This is a genomic window from Kribbella sp. NPDC006257 (assembly GCF_040613535.1).
Lineage (GTDB): Bacteria > Actinomycetota > Actinomycetes > Propionibacteriales > Kribbellaceae > Kribbella.
In genome coordinates this window covers 1-16,755 of the sequence record NZ_JBEXSJ010000007.1, presented here as the reverse complement: position 1 = coordinate 16,755, position 16,755 = coordinate 1, and the positions used below count along the sequence as shown (strand labels likewise).

The following is a 16,755-nucleotide window of genomic DNA, read 5'->3' as shown; positions in this document are numbered from 1 at the left end:
GTGCGCACACTTCTGACCAACGGTTCCGTCTACTCACCCGCCGACCCTCATGCCACCGCGATCGCCTTCGACGACGGCGTGGTCAGCTGGCTCGGCGACGACACCAGCGCCGCGGCGTACGCGACCGGCGCCGACGAGGTCATCGATCTGCGGGGCAAGCTGGTCACGCCCGCCTTCGTCGACGCCCACGTCCACACGGCCCAGACCGGTGCCCTGCTGACCGGACTCGACCTGGCCGGTACGACGAATCTCACCGAAGCACTCGACCGGCTCGCGGCCTTCGCAGCGAACCTCGCGCCGGACGCGGTCATCGACGGCTCCGGCTGGGACGAGACCAAGTGGCCCGAAGGCCGTCCGCCGACGAACGCCGAGCTGGACCGCGCCGCCGACGGCCGCCGCGTCTACCTCTCCCGCGTCGACGGCCACTCCGGCGTCATTTCCTCTGCTCTCTCGAAGGCCGTCCCCGATCTGGAGGGCTACGCCGGCTACGACGCGAACGGCAGGGTCGAGCGCGACGCACACCACGCGGTACGGGATGCATTGAGCGAGCTCGTCGGACCGGAGCAGCGCCTCGCCGACGCACGGGCAGCCGTCAAGGCGATGGGCGAACGCGGGATCGGTGCCTTCCACGAGATGGCCGCCCCGCACATCGGCCCGCTCTGGGAGCTCCCGCTGGTTCGCCAGGCCGCCGAGGAAGCCGGTCTCGCCGCGACGCTCTACTGGGGCGAACCGGGTGTCTTCGAGAACGTCACGCAGTACGGGCTTGCAGGCCTGGCAGGCGACCTCAACGCCGACGGCGCCCTCGGCTCCCGTACTGCGGCGCTGCGCGACCCGTACGCCGATCGCGCGGATCACCGCGGCCATGCCTACCTCAGCGCCGAGCAGATCGCCGAGCACGTGATCGCCTGCACCGAGCGCGATCTCCAGGCCGGCTTCCACTGCATCGGTGACGCCGCCCTCGACAACATCGCCCGCGGCTTCGAACTCGCCGCCGAGAAGGTCGGGGTGCAGGCCCTGGTCGCCGCCCGGCACCGGCTCGAACACGTCGAGATGGTCGACGACGCCGCGATCGCCACGCTGGCCCGCTGCGGCGTCGTCGCAAGCGTCCAGCCGATGTTCGACGGCCACTGGGGTGGCCCGGACGGCATGTACGCCGAACGCGTCGGCGACCGCTGGAAGGGTATGAACCCGTTCGGCTCACTGGCCCGCGCGGGCGTCGTACTGGCCTTCGGCTCCGATGCGCCGGTGACCGAGCTGGGTGGCTGGGAAGCTGTCCGCGCGGCGGCGTTCCACCACGACACCGACCAGCGGATCACTGTCCGGGCCGCGTTCGCCGCGCACACCCGGGGCGGCTGGCGTGCGGCCGGGATCGACGACGCCGGAGTGCTCGCCACCGGGACGGCCGCGACCTACGCGATCTGGGAGAGCGACGCCGACCTGGTCGTGCAGACCCCGGACCAGCGGGTCGCCGCGTGGTCGACGGATCCGCGCGCCGGCGTACCGGTTCTGCCTGATCTGAGCGCCGAGGCGCCGGTGCCTGTTTGCCGACGGACCGTGGTTGACGGCCGTCTCGTGTACGACGCAGAAGGATGGTCCTCGTGACCCGTGCAGCGAAGAAGCTCGACCTCGATCCGGTCACCGTCCGGAAGGCCCGCAGTCTGGCCCGCAAGGCCGGCAAGCCGATCGTCAACATCGCCAAGCAGCACACCACAGTCTCGGTCGAACGCGCCGTACTGCGGTTGGCCGGGCTCGCGGGTGCCGACAGCGAGGGCATCCCGTGGGTGAACCGGCTGGCCGACACCGTGCGCGCCGATGTCGGCCTGGAGCACGGTCTGTCCTTGCCGGTCTGGGACGCCCTGCTCCGCGGTGAGGCAGAGGACCTGTCGGTGCTCGCCCAGAAGGCGGCATCCGGTTCGGTGACGTTCCGGCTGCCGGAGGGCAAGGACGCAGTACGAGCCCGTACTGCGGCTCGCCGGGCGGCCGCGGCCGGTCTGAAGAAGGTCGATGCCCGACGCAAGGAACGCGACCGGTTGATCAAGCGGCACGGTGACCCCGAGCAGCGGCCGTGGATCTACCTGATCGTTGCCACCGGCGACATCTACGAAGACATCCCGCAGGCGCAGGCGGCCGCGCGCGCCGGTGCGGACATCATCGCGGTGATCCGGTCGACCGGGCAGTCGCTGCTCGACTACGTGCCCGAGGGTGCGACCCGTGAGGGTTTCGCCGGGACGTATGCGACCCAGGAAAACTTCCGGCTGATGCGGGCCGCGCTGGACGAGTCATCGCGCGAACTCGGCCGCTACATCCGGCTGACCAACTACGCGTCCGGGCTGTGCATGCCGGAGATCGCGACGCTGGCTGGGCTGCAGCGGCTGGACATGATGCTGAACGACTCGATGTACGGGATCCTGTTCCGCGACATCAACCCGATCCGGACGTTCGTGGACCAGCGGTTCAGCCGGCAGATCCACGCCCGTGCGGGGATCATCATCAACACCGGCGAGGACAACTACCTGACCACCGCCGACGCGGTCGAGGCCGCGCACACGGTGACGGTGTCGCAGCTGCTGAACGAGTACTTCGCCAAAGAGGCCGGACTTGAGGACTGGCAGCTCGGGCTCGGGCACGCGTTCGAGATCACTCCGGAGATCCCGGACTCGTTCCGGATGGAGCTGGCGCACGCGATGCTTGCCCGGCAGCTGTTCCCGGACGCGCCGCTGAAGTGGATGCCGCCGACCCGCCACATGACCGGCGACGTGTTCCGCGGCTACCTGCTGGACGGCTTCTTCAACCTGGTCGGCGCGATGACCGGGCAGGGCATCCTGCTGGTCGGCATGATGACCGAGGCGGTCGTCACGCCGTGGATCTCCGACCGCGACCTGGCCCTGCAGAACGTCCGCTACGTACTAGGTGCCGCTGGCAACCTTCATGAGGACTTCCATCCGGCTCCGGACGGCTTCATCGCGAACAGGGCACGCCAGGTGCTGGGGGAGTCCATCGACCTGCTCGAGCGGATCGTCGACGACGGCCTGCTGAACGCGATCGGCGACGGCACCTTCGGGCTGATGAAGCGCCCGCAGGACGCCGGCCGCGGCCTGGACGGCGTGGCCCGCCGCTCCTCGGAGTACTACAACCCGGCGATCGAACTGCTCGAGGAGGCACAGTGAGCATCATTCGTCCCTATGGGGACACCACCGGTGACGGCATGGTGCAGATGTCGTTCACGTTGCCGATCCCGCACGACAAGCGGGCCGAGGGCGCCGCGATCCAGCTGGCCAACAAGATGGGCATGGACCCCGCACTCGTCGTGCACGCCAAGCCGATGGGGCCGGACTTCACCTTCTTCGTCGTCTACGGGCCGGTGAACCACCTGGTCGACACCGACAAGGTCGAGGTGATCGAGCGGGACTACCCGCTGCTGTCGCCGAAGGACGCCAACCTCGCCATCCGCAAGGGCTTGCGTCGCCGGCTGACCGTCGTCGGTGCGTGCATCGGGACCGACGCGCACACGGTCGGGATCGACGCGATCATGAACATCAAGGGGTTCGCGGGGGAGAAGGGGCTGGAGTACTACCGGGAGCTGAAGGTGGTCAACCTCGGCGCCCAGGTCGCCGTACCGGAGCTCGTCCGCCGCGCGAAGGCGGAGAAGGCCGACGCGATCCTCGTCTCCCAGGTCGTCACCCAGCGCGAGGCGCACGTACTGAACACCAAGGAGATGTCGGCGGCCTTCCGGGAGGCGTACACCGAGGAGTCGCGACCCGTATTGGTTGCCGGCGGCCCCCGTTTCACCGAGGCGATGGCCGGTGAGCTCGGCGTCGACCGCGTGTTCGGCCGCGGTACGACGCCGGGTGAGGTCGCCAGCTATCTCGTCGATGCCCTCGTCACCCGCCGCAAGCACGCACCGGTTCGGAGAACTGCATGACCAAGGCAACTATCGGCCTGTCCGTCACCCATCGCCGCTACATCCCGTACAGCCACGCGCACTATGCCGGCAACCTCGTCGACGGCGCCTATGTGCTGGGCCTGTTCGGCGATGTCGCGACCGAGGTCTGCATCCAGGCCGACGGAGATGAAGGATTGTTCGCTTCCTACTCGGACGTGCAGTTCCTGCAGCCGTTGCGGGCCGGCGATGTGGTGGAGGCGACGGCAACGATCACCCGGGTCGGCAACCGCAGCCGCGAGCTCTCGTTCGTCGCCCGGGTCGTCTGCCGGGGTCGCGCCGACCTGTCCGAGTCGGCCGCCGAGGTGCTCGCGGAGCCGCTCGAAATCACCCGGGCGACCGGGACTGTCGTCGTACCGGCCGGACAAGGTTGAGTGACGTTTTAGTTGCCCTGGGTAACGATTACGTGGCGTGCCGAGACGGCTCTGTAACGTAACCTCGATCACCGAGCGTCGATTTGCCTGGCAGTACAGGCGAAAGTGTTACAACGACTCCTTGGAGCCTGCGCAGAGGTTGACACCGTCGCCGCGAGCGAGCATCGTTTTGGGAGTCGTCATATCCCGTTTGTCCAACGGTTCAACGAAGTTCGGCCACCGGATGATCCCGCGACGCTGACCAGGCCAGTGCCAGGCTTGAGTCGACGGGGGCTGAGATCGCCGGTGGTTAGCCCCCCGCGGGGCAGAGGTGGAAGAGGCTCGGCGCCCAGTAGACAACAGCCGGGTGGCTCGCATCCAGCGGCCAGCCGGTTGGTCCGAAGGCCCGCCGAGCCTCTTTCCTTTTGTCTGCGTTTCGGGTGTGGGCGGTCTCGGATCTCGTCTCGCACATCTTCCGGCTACTGACCGGATACATCTGCCGTGCCCGCTCGTTGTACCGTCATCCGACCGGCGTCTGCCGGGTCGGTGAGGCGAAGGGGTACGCGCGTGGAGCGGCTGAGGGCGTTGGGTCGGCTACTACCCAGGGTGATCGTTGCGGTGGCGGCCGGCTGCGGCCTCGGGCTGATCTACGAACCGCACGACCACCCGTGGCTCGTGCTGCTCGCGATCCCACTCTTCCTGGCGACGCTGAACGGCGTCTCGATGAAGGGCGGCTTCCTGGTCGGCTCCGGCTTCGGCATCGCCTACTACCTGGTGCTGGTGCCCTGGATCAAGGTCATCGGCGGCGACGCCACGATCGCCCTCGCGGTCCTGGAGGGCCTCTTCTACGGCGTCTTCGGTGCGCTCGCCAGCCAGACCCTCAAACACCGTCTCTGGATGCTCTGGATCCCGTGCCTGTGGGTGGGCACCGAATTCGCGACCGGCTCCGTCCCGTTCGGCGGCTTCCCCTGGGCCCGGCTGGCCTGGGCGTTCTCCGACTCCGCGATCGGCCGGCTCGCGGCGTACGTCGGGATCGCGGGTCTCAGCTTCATCCTCGCGCTGCTCGGCGTCCTCGTGTACGCCGTACTGCGTCGCCGCAGCGCCTTCAGCCTCCGGTTGGTCTCGCTGGTGGTCGGAGTCGCGATCATCGGCCTCAGTTCACTGATCTCCCTGTCGACCGCAGGCAACGGGAAGACCGTGACGGCCGCGATGGTCCAGGGCAACGTGCCGGGCAAGGGACTGGAGTTCCTCGGCCGCGCCCGGACCGTGACGAAGAACCACATGAACGCGACGCTCGATCTGGAGAAGCAGGTCGAGGCCGGCTCGCAGGTGAAGCCCGACCTGGTGATCTGGCCGGAGAACTCCACCGACATCGACCCGTACAAGGATGCCGAGACGCGGCAGGACATCGAGACCGCAGTACAGGCGGTCAAGGTGCCGATCCTGGTCGGTGCCGTCACCGAGGGGCCAGGCCCGAACGAGCGGCAGACCACCGGAATCGTCTGGGACCCGGCGACCGGGCCCGGCCAGCGGTACGCGAAGCGGCACCCGGTGCCGTTCGGTGAGTACATCCCGTTCCGCGACCAACTGCTGCCCTACATCAAGCGGCTGGAGATGATCGGCCGGCAGACCGCACCCGGCGTCGGGCCGGGCATCATGCCGATCCGGGGGACCACCTACGGCGACCTGATCTGCTTCGAGCTCGCCTACGACAACGTCGTGTCGGACGTGGCGAAGGGCGGCGCGCAGGTGCTCATCGTGCAGACCAACAACGCGACGTACGGCGGGACGGGTCAGCCGGAGCAGCAGTTCGCGATCACCCGGATGCGCGCGATCGAGACCGGCCGGACCGTGCTGATCGCGTCGACCAGCGGGATCTCCGGCGTGATCCGGCCTGACGGGACGGTCGAGCACAAGTCGGGGCAGTTCGTCTCCGACGTGTACGTCGCCTCGGTTCCGGTCCGCGACGCGAAGACGCTGGCAACCACGCTCGGCGGCTGGCCGCAGTGGATCTTGTCCGGCCTGGGGATCATGGGAGCAGCGCTGGCGTTGCTGGCGCGGCGCAACCGCAAGACCGCCGACCCGGGCACCCCGCCGGCGCCGGCACCGGATCGCTAAGCCGTGCCTGTCTAGGAGGAGCCGAGAACTGATGCCGTGGTTCATCGCTGCCGCGTTGCTGCTGGTCCCGATCATCGAGATCTACGTGATCATCCAGGTCGGCCAGGTGATCGGCGGCTGGCCTACGGTCGGGCTGCTGCTGGTCGAGAGCGCCCTCGGCGCCTGGATCATCAAGCGGGAGGGTCGGCGCGCCTGGAACGCCCTCCAGACGGCGCTGAAGACCGGCCGGATGCCTGGTCGCGAACTGGCCGACGCCGCCCTGATCCTGGTCGGCGGAACCCTGCTGCTGACCCCGGGTTTCGTCACCGACCTCTTCGGCTTCTTCTTCGTGCTCCCGTTCACCCGCCCTCTCGCCCGCAAACTCCTGACCGGCTTCGTCAGCCGCCGGGTCGTCACCCAACTAGGTGACAACCCCCTCACCGGCTTCATCCCCGGCAGCTTCCAGCAGCCCCCTCGCCAGACCTCAGGCGACGTCATCCAAGGCGAGGTCATCGACCCCGACCGCCCCCACGACAAACCCCCCACCACCTGACCCAAAGGTTACGTCCGAAGAAGTGGACCACACGTCCCTCCACTTCTTCGGACGTAAGCGCCGGAGGCCCTGCGGGTGGCGGGGATCTCGTCAGGCATGACGAACGGGCCGTCACCAGGAGTGTGGTGACGGCCCGTTCGGCGTTCTATCAGGCGGTGCGCTTGGTGGTGGTGCGGGTGCGGTGCAGGTGGGCGGGGCCGATCTCGCCGGAGCGGAGCAGGGCTACTCGCTCGGCGAGCAGTTCCTCGAGTTCGGAGATGCTGCGCCGTTCGCGGAGCATGTCCCAGTGCGTGCGGGCCGGCTTCTCCTGCTTCGGCTCCGGCTTCTCACCGGTCGAGCGAGCGGCCTCGCTGCCGCAGTGCGGGCACTCCCAGATCGCGGGCACCTCGGCGTCGTGCGCCATCGTGACCTCGACCACATGGCCGCGCGGGCAGTCGTAAGTGATCATCTGGCGCGGCGCGAACTCGACGCCGCGGTCATCCTCGAAGCTGACCCCACCCAGCCCCGAACCACGCAGTACGCGATTAGACATGTCAAACCTCCGAGATTCGTCATCCGTGCCAACGGTCGGCCGACCCGGATCATTCCCATTTTGGCATGCCCGCGCCCCAGGTTCGCACCTGACAGCACCGTCATCACGCCGTGTCATCGGGTGTTCACAAATCACTGTGTGTCGCAGGCCACAGCACCCACCCAGTCGTTCGGACGCGAAAGTCCCCTGCCAGGTTCACAGCCAGTTGCCAGGAATCCGGCGACGATTCCTCAGCAAACGGCCCTAGCGTCTGGCTCCATGGTCCTCCCTCGCCACAAACTCCGTGGCCTCAGCGTGCTCAACGTGGCCCTGGTGGCCATCGTCCTGGCGATCGCCGTCAGCGCCTATCTGCTGTTCTTCAAGAGCGACTCGGAAGCGGCCAGTACGACGCGTCCGTCGACCACCGTGAGCCGCGGCGACGTGACCGCGAGCGTGAGTTCGAGCGGCACCCTGGCCAGCCCGCAGACCGCCTCGCCGCAGTTCGAGACCTCGGGCACGGTCACCGCGGTGCTGGTGAAGGTCGGCCAGGTCGTCGCGAAGGGCGCCGCGATCGCGCGGATCGACCCGGCCGCCGCACAACGCGCCGTACGGATCGCCGAGCAGAACCAAACTGCGTCGGCCGACTCGGTGACCGCCGCCGAGCAGACCCTCGAGGACGCCCAGGACGCCGTCGATGCGGCCGAGGCCACCCCGACACCGACGCCCTCGAACGGTCAGCAGACCCAGTCGCAGTCCGGTGGTCAGAGCCCCGAGGTCGCGCTGAGCAACGCCAAGGCGAGCCTCGCCCGGGCCAAGGCCGACAAGGAACAGGCCGACCAGAACCTCGAAGGCGCCCAGGCCGACCTGGCTGCGACCACGCTGAAGGCACCGATCGCCGGCACCATCACCGCGATCAACGGCTCGGTGGGCTCGGTCGCGGGCGGATCCAGTGGCAGCTCCGGCGGCACAGGAACCGGAGGCACCGGCGCGACCGGCAGCAGCGGATCGACCACCAGCTCGACCGCTTCCAGCGGCGGCTTCGTCGACATCTCGGACCTGAAGTCCCTGCAGGTGGTCGCCTCCTTCCCCGAGGCCGACGCGATCAAGATCAAGGCCGGCCAGAGCGCCACCGTCACCCTGAACGCCGAGCCCGGCACGAACCTGACCGCCACCCTCGCCTCCGTCTCACCGACCCCGACCACCACCAACGGCGTGGTCTCGTACTCAGCCACCTTCTCGCTGGCGAAGCTGCCGGCCGGCGCGCGGATCGGGCAGACCGCGAACGTCTCGGTCCAGACCGCGAAGGCGACGAACGTCCTCTACGTCCCGAGTACCGCGATCGTCACCAGCGGCACCAGCCACACGGTGACGATGGCCGACGGCTCCGGCACGCGCGACGTACAGATCGGCGTCCGCGGCGACAGCTTCACCCAGATCACCTCCGGCCTGAACGAGGGTGACCGGATCGAGCTGATCCAGGGCGCCATCGGCTCCGGTACGGCGGGTGGCGCGGGCGCGGGCCGCACCGGTCAGCTCCCCGCAGGCCAGTTCCCCGCCGGTGGCTTTGGTGGCGGTACGGGCGGAGGCGCCAATCGTGGCCGCTGACGCCGTCATCGACGTACGGAACGTCTCCAAGACCTACGGCGCGGGGGAGACCGCTGTCCACGCGCTCCGGGGCGTCTCATTGAAGGTCGAAGCCGGCGAGTACGTCGCGGTGATGGGATCGTCGGGCTCCGGCAAGTCGACCTTGATGAACATCCTCGGCTGCCTCGACGTGCCTACTCGCGGCGAGTACTGGCTGGACGGCACGAACGTGGCCGGACTGACCGAGGACCAGCAGGCTCTCGTCCGCGGCCGCAAGATCGGCTTCATCTTCCAGTCCTTCAACCTGATTCCCCGTACGACGGCGATCGCGAACGTCGAGCTCCCGCTCACCTACGCGCACCTACGCCGCAGCGAACGCCGGCAGCGAGCCCGACGGGCACTGGAGCTGGTCGGCCTGGCCGACCGCGAGGACCACCGGCCGAACGAGCTGTCCGGCGGTCAGCAGCAGCGGGTCGCGATCGCCCGGGCACTAGCCACCGGACCGCGGATCCTGCTGGCCGACGAGCCGACCGGCAACCTGGACGCGCACTCGACCGACGAGGTGCTCGGGATGTTCGACGAGCTGAACAGCGAGGGCCGGACCGTCGTGGTGATCACCCACGAGACCGAGGTCGCCCAGCATGCCCGCCGGCTCGTCACGTTCTCCGACGGCCGGATCGTCTCCGACGAGGTGACCCGCTGATGTCGCCTCGCGACCTGTTCGGGGCCGCCCTGCGCGGTCTCGGCGCGAACAAGATGCGCTCGCTGCTCACCATGCTCGGGGTGGCCATCGGCGTCGGCGCGGTCATCGTGCTCGTTGCTGTCGGCAACGGCTCCGGGAAGGCCGTGCAGGACCGGCTCGAGGCGATGGGGACCAACCTGCTCACCGTCTCGACTACCGGTGGTGGCGGCGGGTTCCAGCGCGGGCAGGCCGGTCCGGCCGCGCAGCAGTACAGCCTGACTCTGAGCGACGCGAGCGCACTCGCCGACGACCGGCTCGCCCCCGATGTGGCCGCGGTCGCGCCGGTGATGACAAGTTCCGGTACGGCGACCAACGGCGACGTCAGCTACACCATCAACCAGGTGATCGGCACGACTCCGGAGTACATGCCGGCAACGAACACACCGGTCGGTACCGGCGCCTCGTTCACCAAACAGGACGTGGACACCACCCAGCGGGTGATCCTGCTCGGTCAGACCGCGGCCAGTGAACTCTTCGGCCGGCCCAACTCGGCAGTCGGGCAGACGATCAAGCTCGGTGCGGTCGACTTCACCGTGCTCGGCGTACTGGCGAGCAAGGACAGCACCGGCTTCAACGATCCGAACGCGACCGCGATCGTGCCGATCAGCACGCTCCGCGCGACCCAGGCCGGGTACGGCGCGTTGAGTCAGATCGTCATCCAGGCCGCGGACAAGGACAAGGTCGACACCGCCCAGGCGGAGGTCACCCAGTTGCTGACCGCACGCCATCAGGTGCCGGCGACAACGACCTCGCCGTTCCGGATCCAGAACTCCGCGCAGATCCTGCAGACCAGCCAGGACACCGCGGCGACCTTCACCGCCCTGCTGGCGACGGTGGCCGCGATCAGCCTGATCGTCGGTGGCATCGGCGTCACGAACATCATGCTGGTCACCGTCACCGAGCGGACCCGCGAGATCGGCATCCGCAAGGCGCTCGGCGCCCGCCGGCGGGCGATCCTCGGTCAGTTCCTGATCGAGGCCACCCTGCTGAGCCTGCTCGGCGGGACGGTCGGCGTGATCGCCGCGCTGATCGTCAGCCGGTTCCAGCTGGCCGGTGTCCAGCCGGTGCTGGTGCCCTCGTCGATCGCGCTCGCCTTCGGCGTGTCCGCCGCCGTCGGGCTCTTCTTCGGCAGCATGCCGGCCCACCGGGCTGCCGGTCTCCGTCCCATCGATGCACTCCGCCACGAATGAGAGAGGCTCACTCATGAGCACGCCCCAACAGTCACCCGACGAGTTCCAGCAGATCGGCAGCGACGACGAAGTCAACGAGGCGCTGAAGCCGAAGAAGACCCTGAACCTGCCGACCGCCACCGCCGTCCTGGCCGGTGTCGTGGTGCTCGCGATCGGGCTCGCCGGCGGCGCTGGGCTGCATGCAGCTTTCGCGAAGGACAGTACGCCGACCGCGCAGGCCGGAACGGGTCGCGGCTACGGCGGATTCCGGGGCCAGGGAACTGGGCAGCCCGGCCAAGGCGGCGGTGCGGGCGGCAGTGCAGCGATCGGCACGGTGGTGTCGGCGAACGACACTCAACTGGTGGTCAAGACCCAGAACGGCGACGTGACGGTCAAGCTGACCGGCGACACCACGATCGACATCACCAGCAAGGGCACAGCGGGTGACCTGAAGGCGGGGGAGCAGGTGGTCGTCAGCGGTCAGACCTCGAACGGCACCCTCACCGCGACCACCGTCCGCCAGGGCGGCACCGGCTTCGGCCCCGGCGGCCGCAACCCCAGCGCCACCCCGTCCAACTGACCTCCACACCGGGACCAACCCAGGAGCCCCCCTCGAACTGACCTCACCGCACTGGGACCAGCCCGAGTGGAAGCCGACCCTGACCGGCTTCCACCCGGGCTCTTGTTTGCCCAGAGCTCCGATGACTTATTGACGCTGCGGCTTGGAAAGCGCTATCTTCCGACGAAATGAGGCACAAAAAGTACTAATTTGCCTCTTCGTTGACAGGAGAAGCTGGCATGTCGAGGTCGTTGAGATGGGTCGCCGCGGGCGCCGTAGTACTGAGTGTGGCTGGTTGTGGGGCGGGTGGCGCCAAGCCGGTGGCGCAGGACCCGAAGGCTCCGCTGGAGCTGTGGACCCGGACCACCCCTGGGGGTGACGGCGAGAAGGGGATGAAGAAGCTGGCCGCCGCCTTCGAGGCGGCGACCGGGCAGAAGGTCGAGGTGACCGCGATCTTCGACGACTTCGAGACCAAGCTGTCCCAGCGGGCGGCACAGAAGGATCTGCCGGACCTGGTGCTGAACGACTCCTCGCAGCTCGGCACGATGCAGACCCAGGGCATCGTCCGCGAGGTCGACCTGAGCGCGATCAAGGGCAGCGACCAGCTGCTGGAGTCGGCGCTCGCGGTGGGCAAGGGCGGCGACGGCAAGACGTACGGCGTACCGTATTCCGCTCAGGCGAGTGCGCTGCTGATCCGCAAGGACTGGCGTGCGAAGACCGGGTTGCCGGTGCCGAAGACGTGGGATGACCTCGCGGCTCTCGCGAAGGCGTTCACCACGCAGGACCCCGATGGCAACGGGAAGGCCGACACCTTCGGCCTGGCCGTGCCCGGGTCGACCAAGCGTGGCTACGCCTCCTGGTACTTCTCGAACTTCCTCTGGGCCGGCGGCGGCGACTTCATCGCCAAGCAGGCCGACGGGAAGTACAAGCCCGCGATGTCGACCCCCGAGTCGGTGGCCGCGACCAAGTGGTTCCGCGACCTGGCCTGCAGCAGCAAGGTGATCCAGCCGGGTGCCGCGACGATGGACACGCCGCCCACCAACGAGACGTTCGAGGCAGGCAGGACCGGCCTGTACGTCGTGGGCCCGTACCTGCTGCCGCGGTTCGACGCCGGTCTCGGCAAGGACAAATACGAGGTCGTTCCGGTACCGAAGGGCCCGAAGGATTCGACCGTGCTCGCCGAGGGCGGCAGCGTCTACCTGATGGCCGGGTCGAAGAACGAGGCCGGGCAGAACGCGTTCGCCTCCTTCATGATCTCGGCCGACGGGCAGAAGCTCGGGATGGCCGGCCAGAAGGCGTTCAACGTGCAGTTGCCGGTGAACAAGACGGTCGACATCACCGCCGTCCGCAAGGACCCGCGCTGGAAGGTGTACGCCGACGCGTACCGCGACAGTGGCCGGTATGCCCCGTCGATCCCGAACTGGACCCCGGTACGCCAGGCGACCGCCGACACGGTGAACGCGTTGATCGCCGACTGCGGTCTCGACGTCACCAGTGAGCTCACCAAGCTGGACAAGAAGCTGGCCGAAACGCTCAGCCAGCAGGGCATTGCCGCATCATGAGCGTGCGCGAGGCGCCGGCCGCGACGGCTCCGCCCCCGATGGAACGCATGGGTCCTCCCGGCCGCAAGTGGCTGCCGGTACGGCGTACCGTCGGGCGCCGCGCTCGGGGCGGCGCTCAGCGGGGACGCAGGAGCGGCAAGTGGTGGGTGCCGTGGTTGTTTCTGGCGCCGGCGCTGATCCTCTTCACGTACTTCAAGTTCATCCCGATGGCACGGGCACTGGTGATGTCCGTGCAGGACGTGAAGCCGTACCTCGGCAACACCTGGGTGGGCACGGCCAACTACAGCGAGATCCTCGGTTCGGAGAGCTTCCGGTCCGCGACCTGGAACACGATCGTGCTGGCCGTCACGCAGACCGCCGGCTCGATGCTGCTCGGCTTCGGCCTGGCGTTGCTGGTCGAGGGGCAGACGCGGAAGTTGACCTTCATCCGGTCGGCGGCGTTCCTGCCGGTCGTCGTACCGATGGCCGTGGTCGCCGAGCTGTGGCGGATCATGTACCACCCGACGAGTGACGGTCTGCTCAACCACCTGATCGGGCTGGTCGGTCTCGGCCCGTCCGGGTTCATCAACGACCCGGACACGTCGCTCGCCTCGATCGCGGTCACCGGGATCTGGCGCGGCGCGCCGTACGACATGATGATCTTCCTCGCCGGCCTGGCCGGGATCGACCGGGGCCTGTACGAGGCGGCGATCGTCGACGGCGCCTCGACCAGGCGACGCATCCTGAACGTCACGCTGCCCGGGTTGCGGCCGGTGTTCGCGATCCTGTTCGTGCTCGCTGCCGTGCGCGGCTTCCGCAGCTTCACCGAGGTGTTCCTGCTGACCAACGGTGGGCCGAACGGTTCCACCGAAGTCGTGATGACGCTGATCTACAAGCTCGGGCTGGAACAGAACCGGCTCGGAGTCGGCTCGGCGGGCGCCGTCCTGCTGTTCGCCGCGACTCTCGTGCTGACGGTCTGCGTCCAGCTGCTCCGAAGGAGGAAGGCCGCATGAGCGCAGCGACCGAGACCGCGCTAGGTCTGACTGAGCGGAAAGGCATCACGGCGCGAGTGATCAAGGCCGTTGTGTACGCCGGCCTATTCATCGTCTTCGCCGGGCCGCTGCTCGCGTTGCTGGTGAGCTCTTTCAGTGAGGTGTCCGATCCGACGCAGTTGAGCGTGATCCCGCACCGGCCGACGCTGGACAACTTCCGGATCGCCTTCGACCACGGCGTACTGAAGTATCTGCTGAACTCCTTCTTCGTGGTCGGCTTCGGGCTGCTCCTGCAGGTCGCCGTCTCGGTGCTCGCCGGGTACGCGCTGGCCCGCAAGGTGTTCCCGCTGATGACGCTGGTGCTGGTGGCGATCCTGGCCACGATGATGCTGCCCGAGGAGATCCTCGCGCTGCCGTTGACCCTGGTGCTCGGCGACCTGCCGCTGCTGCACGTGAACCTGATGGGCACGCTGGCCGGGATGATCGTGCCGCTGGGCGCGTGGGCGTTCTCGATCCTGGTGATGACCGAGTTCATGAAGGACGTCCCGCGCGAGCTCGAGGAGGCGGCGCGGATCGACGGGGCCGGTGAGCTGCGGATCTTCGCCCAGATCATCCTGCCGCTGTGCCGGCCCGCGCTCGGCGTGATCGGGGTGTTCGGCTTCACGATGATCTGGGACCAGTATCTGCTGCCGTTGCTGGTGGCAACGAACTCTTCGTCGTACACGTTGCCGTTGGCGCTGCGGACCCTGCGGATCGATCCGGTGGTGACGCCGGGGGTGGTGATGGCGGCTTCGCTGCTGGCGCTGCTGCCGTCGGTGATCGTGTTCCTGCTCTTCCAGCGATCGTTCGCCCGCGGTCTCACGGCCGGTGCCCTGAAGGGATGAGTGTGATGAAGGATTGGTTCCGCCACGACCGGTTCGGCATGTTCGTCCACTGGGGGCTCTATTCGCTGGCGGCCCGGCACGAGTGGGTGAAGAACCGGGAGAAGCTCAGCGACGCGCAGTACCAGCGGTACTTCGATCGGTTCGACCCGGATCTGTACCGGCCGCGCGAATGGGCCTGGGCGGCGCGGTCGGCGGGGATGAAATACGTCGTACTGACAACGAAGCATCATGACGGGTTCTGCTTGTGGGACAGCGCGTTGACCGATTACAAGGTGACGAATACGCCGTACGGGCGGGATTTGCTGGATCCGTTCGTCGACGCGTGCCGGGCGGAGGGGTTGAAGGTCGGGTTCTATCACTCGTTGATCGATTGGCATCATCCGTCGTTCCCGATCGACGGATTGCATCCGCAACGCGATGACGACGAGGCCAAGGCCGAGCCGCGGGACCTTTCGAAGTACCGGGAGTATTTGTACGGGCAGGTGCGGGAACTGCTGACCGGGTTCGGGACGATCGACTATCTGTTCTTCGATTTCTCGTACGCCGGGCGGCCGCAGACCTGGGGCGGCAAGGGCGCGTCAGAGTGGGGTGCTGAGGAACTTCTTGCTCTGGTCCGATCGCTGCAGCCGGACATTCTGGTCAATGACCGGACTGGGCTTCCTGGGGATTTCGTGACGCCGGAGCAATACCAGCCGGCTGGTCCGATGGCCGGGTTGTGGGAGGCGTGCCAGACACTCAACGGAAGTTGGGGGTACGACCGGGACAACCACGACTACAAAGGCCCGGATCTGCTGCTGCGAATGCTGATCGACGGCGTTGCCAAGGACGGCAACCTGCTGCTGAACGTCGGCCCGACCGGGCGCGGTCTCATCGACCCCATCGCGCAGGCGACCCTGAAGTCGATCGGCGACTGGATGCACCTCCACGAACGCTCCATCTACGGCTGCGGTGCTTCACCCTTCGTCCCACCCGCCGACTGCCGCTACACCCAAAACGGCGACCGCCTCTACCTCCACCTCTTCAGCTGGCCTTTCCGCCACATCCACCTCCCCGACCTCGCCGGCCGAGTCTCCTACGCCCAACTCCTCTCAGACGCCTCAGAAATCCAGCTCGTAGAACCCGACCCCACCCGAGCCACCAACACCACGCCAGGCGCCCAACCCCCCGGCACCCTCACCCTCCAACTCCCCACCCACCGCCCCGACGTCGCCATCCCCGTCATAGAGCTCTTCCTCACCCCTCCCACCCAAGCTCCCGAGCCCCCAACCACCTCCTCCCCGGAGCTCTGAACACCCCATGCCCTGCCCCCACCCCCGACTTCCTGCCCCCACCTCCGAGTTCCTGGCCGGAGGTTCGGACAGGAACTCGGCCCCTCGGACAGCTTCTTGGGGGTTGGAACAGCGCATGCCATGTCCCCACCCCCGGTTTCCTGTCCTCACCCCCGCTTGCTACCTGAACCCCCCGCCTTCTGTCCGAACCACCAGCCTGTCCGAACCACCAGCCTGTCCGAACCACCAGCCTGTCCGAACCACCAACCTTTGTCCGAAGCCCCTCCTTCTGGTCCGGACCCCCAGGAACTTGACCATGGGGCGTGCACTCTCCCGGCCGCGATCCGGACAGTCTGACCGAACGTGACCTCCCCTTCCGCCTGAGCAGGAGTAGCCCATGGAACGTCGCAAATTTCTCGCCGCCGCTGGTGGTGTCGCCGTTGGCGCAGCGGGCCTCATCGCTGGTGTAGCCGGCGCCTCGGCCTCCAGCGCAACCGGATCCCCACGGATCGGCGGCCTCGCCCCCGCCGCCGATCCCGCCGGCCGCGGGGCCGGCGTCGGC

The 16,755-nt window shown here is 68.0% G+C and carries 15 protein-coding genes; 14 read left to right on the top strand and 1 reads right to left on the bottom strand.

The genetic code is table 11. The features are described 5' to 3' along the window. From ABZ004_RS10590 to ABZ004_RS10565, 6 genes are all read left to right on the top strand, one after another. Positions 1-1,602: an amidohydrolase gene (locus tag ABZ004_RS10590; RefSeq protein WP_355679547.1), complete on the top strand. Its 1,602-nt coding sequence runs from the start codon at positions 1-3 to the stop codon at positions 1,600-1,602. Further along, a complete protein-coding gene (locus tag ABZ004_RS10585; RefSeq protein WP_355679546.1) occupies positions 1,599-3,167 on the top strand; it encodes a lysine 5,6-aminomutase subunit alpha in 1,569 nt (522 codons plus the stop codon). Before ABZ004_RS10590 ends, ABZ004_RS10585 begins: the two co-directional genes overlap by 4 nt. Then, on the top strand, positions 3,164-3,922 hold the full coding sequence (locus tag ABZ004_RS10580; RefSeq protein WP_355679545.1) for an OAM dimerization domain-containing protein: 759 nt from the start codon (positions 3,164-3,166) through the stop codon (positions 3,920-3,922). The genes ABZ004_RS10585 and ABZ004_RS10580 overlap by 4 nt, the downstream gene beginning before the upstream one ends. Then, entirely contained in the window at positions 3,919-4,314 is a 396-nt protein-coding gene (locus tag ABZ004_RS10575; protein ID WP_355679544.1) for a hotdog domain-containing protein, read from the top strand. The genes ABZ004_RS10580 and ABZ004_RS10575 overlap by 4 nt, the downstream gene beginning before the upstream one ends. A gap of 546 nt (positions 4,315-4,860) precedes the next feature. Continuing rightward, positions 4,861-6,411 (top strand): apolipoprotein N-acyltransferase, encoded by a 1,551-nt coding sequence (gene lnt / locus ABZ004_RS10570; RefSeq protein ID WP_355679543.1) that lies wholly within the window; start codon positions 4,861-4,863, stop codon positions 6,409-6,411. A 31-nt stretch (positions 6,412-6,442) separates the two neighbouring features. Beyond that, positions 6,443-6,943 (top strand): FxsA family protein, encoded by a 501-nt coding sequence (locus tag ABZ004_RS10565; protein ID WP_355679542.1) that lies wholly within the window; start codon positions 6,443-6,445, stop codon positions 6,941-6,943. Between the two features lie 148 nt (positions 6,944-7,091). Here ABZ004_RS10565 and ABZ004_RS10560 read toward each other — a convergent pair whose 3' ends face one another. Beyond that, positions 7,092-7,475, bottom strand: coding sequence for an RNA polymerase-binding protein RbpA (locus ABZ004_RS10560; protein ID WP_355679541.1), 384 nt, complete (start codon positions 7,473-7,475; stop codon positions 7,092-7,094). A gap of 258 nt (positions 7,476-7,733) precedes the next feature. Here ABZ004_RS10560 and ABZ004_RS10555 point away from each other — a divergent pair, with 258 nt between their 5' ends. The 8 genes from ABZ004_RS10555 (at position 7,734) to ABZ004_RS10520 (ending at position 16,214) form a co-directional block, all read left to right on the top strand. Beyond that, positions 7,734-9,059 (top strand): HlyD family efflux transporter periplasmic adaptor subunit, encoded by a 1,326-nt coding sequence (locus ABZ004_RS10555; protein ID WP_355679540.1) that lies wholly within the window; start codon positions 7,734-7,736, stop codon positions 9,057-9,059. Next, entirely contained in the window at positions 9,049-9,741 is a 693-nt protein-coding gene (locus ABZ004_RS10550) for an ABC transporter ATP-binding protein (protein WP_355679539.1), read from the top strand. Before ABZ004_RS10555 ends, ABZ004_RS10550 begins: the two co-directional genes overlap by 11 nt. Continuing rightward, positions 9,741-10,970 carry an ABC transporter permease gene (locus ABZ004_RS10545; protein ID WP_355679538.1) on the top strand — a complete coding sequence of 410 codons (1,230 nt, stop codon included), beginning with the start codon at positions 9,741-9,743 and terminating at the stop codon, positions 10,968-10,970. The genes ABZ004_RS10550 and ABZ004_RS10545 overlap by 1 nt, the downstream gene beginning before the upstream one ends. Before the next feature lie 13 nt (positions 10,971-10,983). After that, a complete protein-coding gene (locus tag ABZ004_RS10540; RefSeq protein ID WP_355679537.1) occupies positions 10,984-11,529 on the top strand; it encodes a hypothetical protein in 546 nt (181 codons plus the stop codon). A gap of 218 nt (positions 11,530-11,747) precedes the next feature. Further along, entirely contained in the window at positions 11,748-13,070 is a 1,323-nt protein-coding gene (locus ABZ004_RS10535) for a sugar ABC transporter substrate-binding protein (RefSeq protein WP_355679536.1), read from the top strand. Further along, positions 13,067-14,062: a sugar ABC transporter permease gene (locus ABZ004_RS10530; RefSeq protein WP_355679535.1), complete on the top strand. Its 996-nt coding sequence runs from the start codon at positions 13,067-13,069 to the stop codon at positions 14,060-14,062. The genes ABZ004_RS10535 and ABZ004_RS10530 overlap by 4 nt, the downstream gene beginning before the upstream one ends. Then, positions 14,059-14,925, top strand: coding sequence for a carbohydrate ABC transporter permease (locus tag ABZ004_RS10525; RefSeq protein ID WP_355679534.1), 867 nt, complete (start codon positions 14,059-14,061; stop codon positions 14,923-14,925). The genes ABZ004_RS10530 and ABZ004_RS10525 overlap by 4 nt, the downstream gene beginning before the upstream one ends. A 5-nt stretch (positions 14,926-14,930) precedes the next feature. After that, complete coding sequence (locus tag ABZ004_RS10520; RefSeq protein ID WP_355679533.1) at positions 14,931-16,214, top strand: alpha-L-fucosidase; 1,284 nt, start codon at positions 14,931-14,933, stop codon at positions 16,212-16,214. The last annotated feature ends 541 nt before the right edge of the window (positions 16,215-16,755 follow it).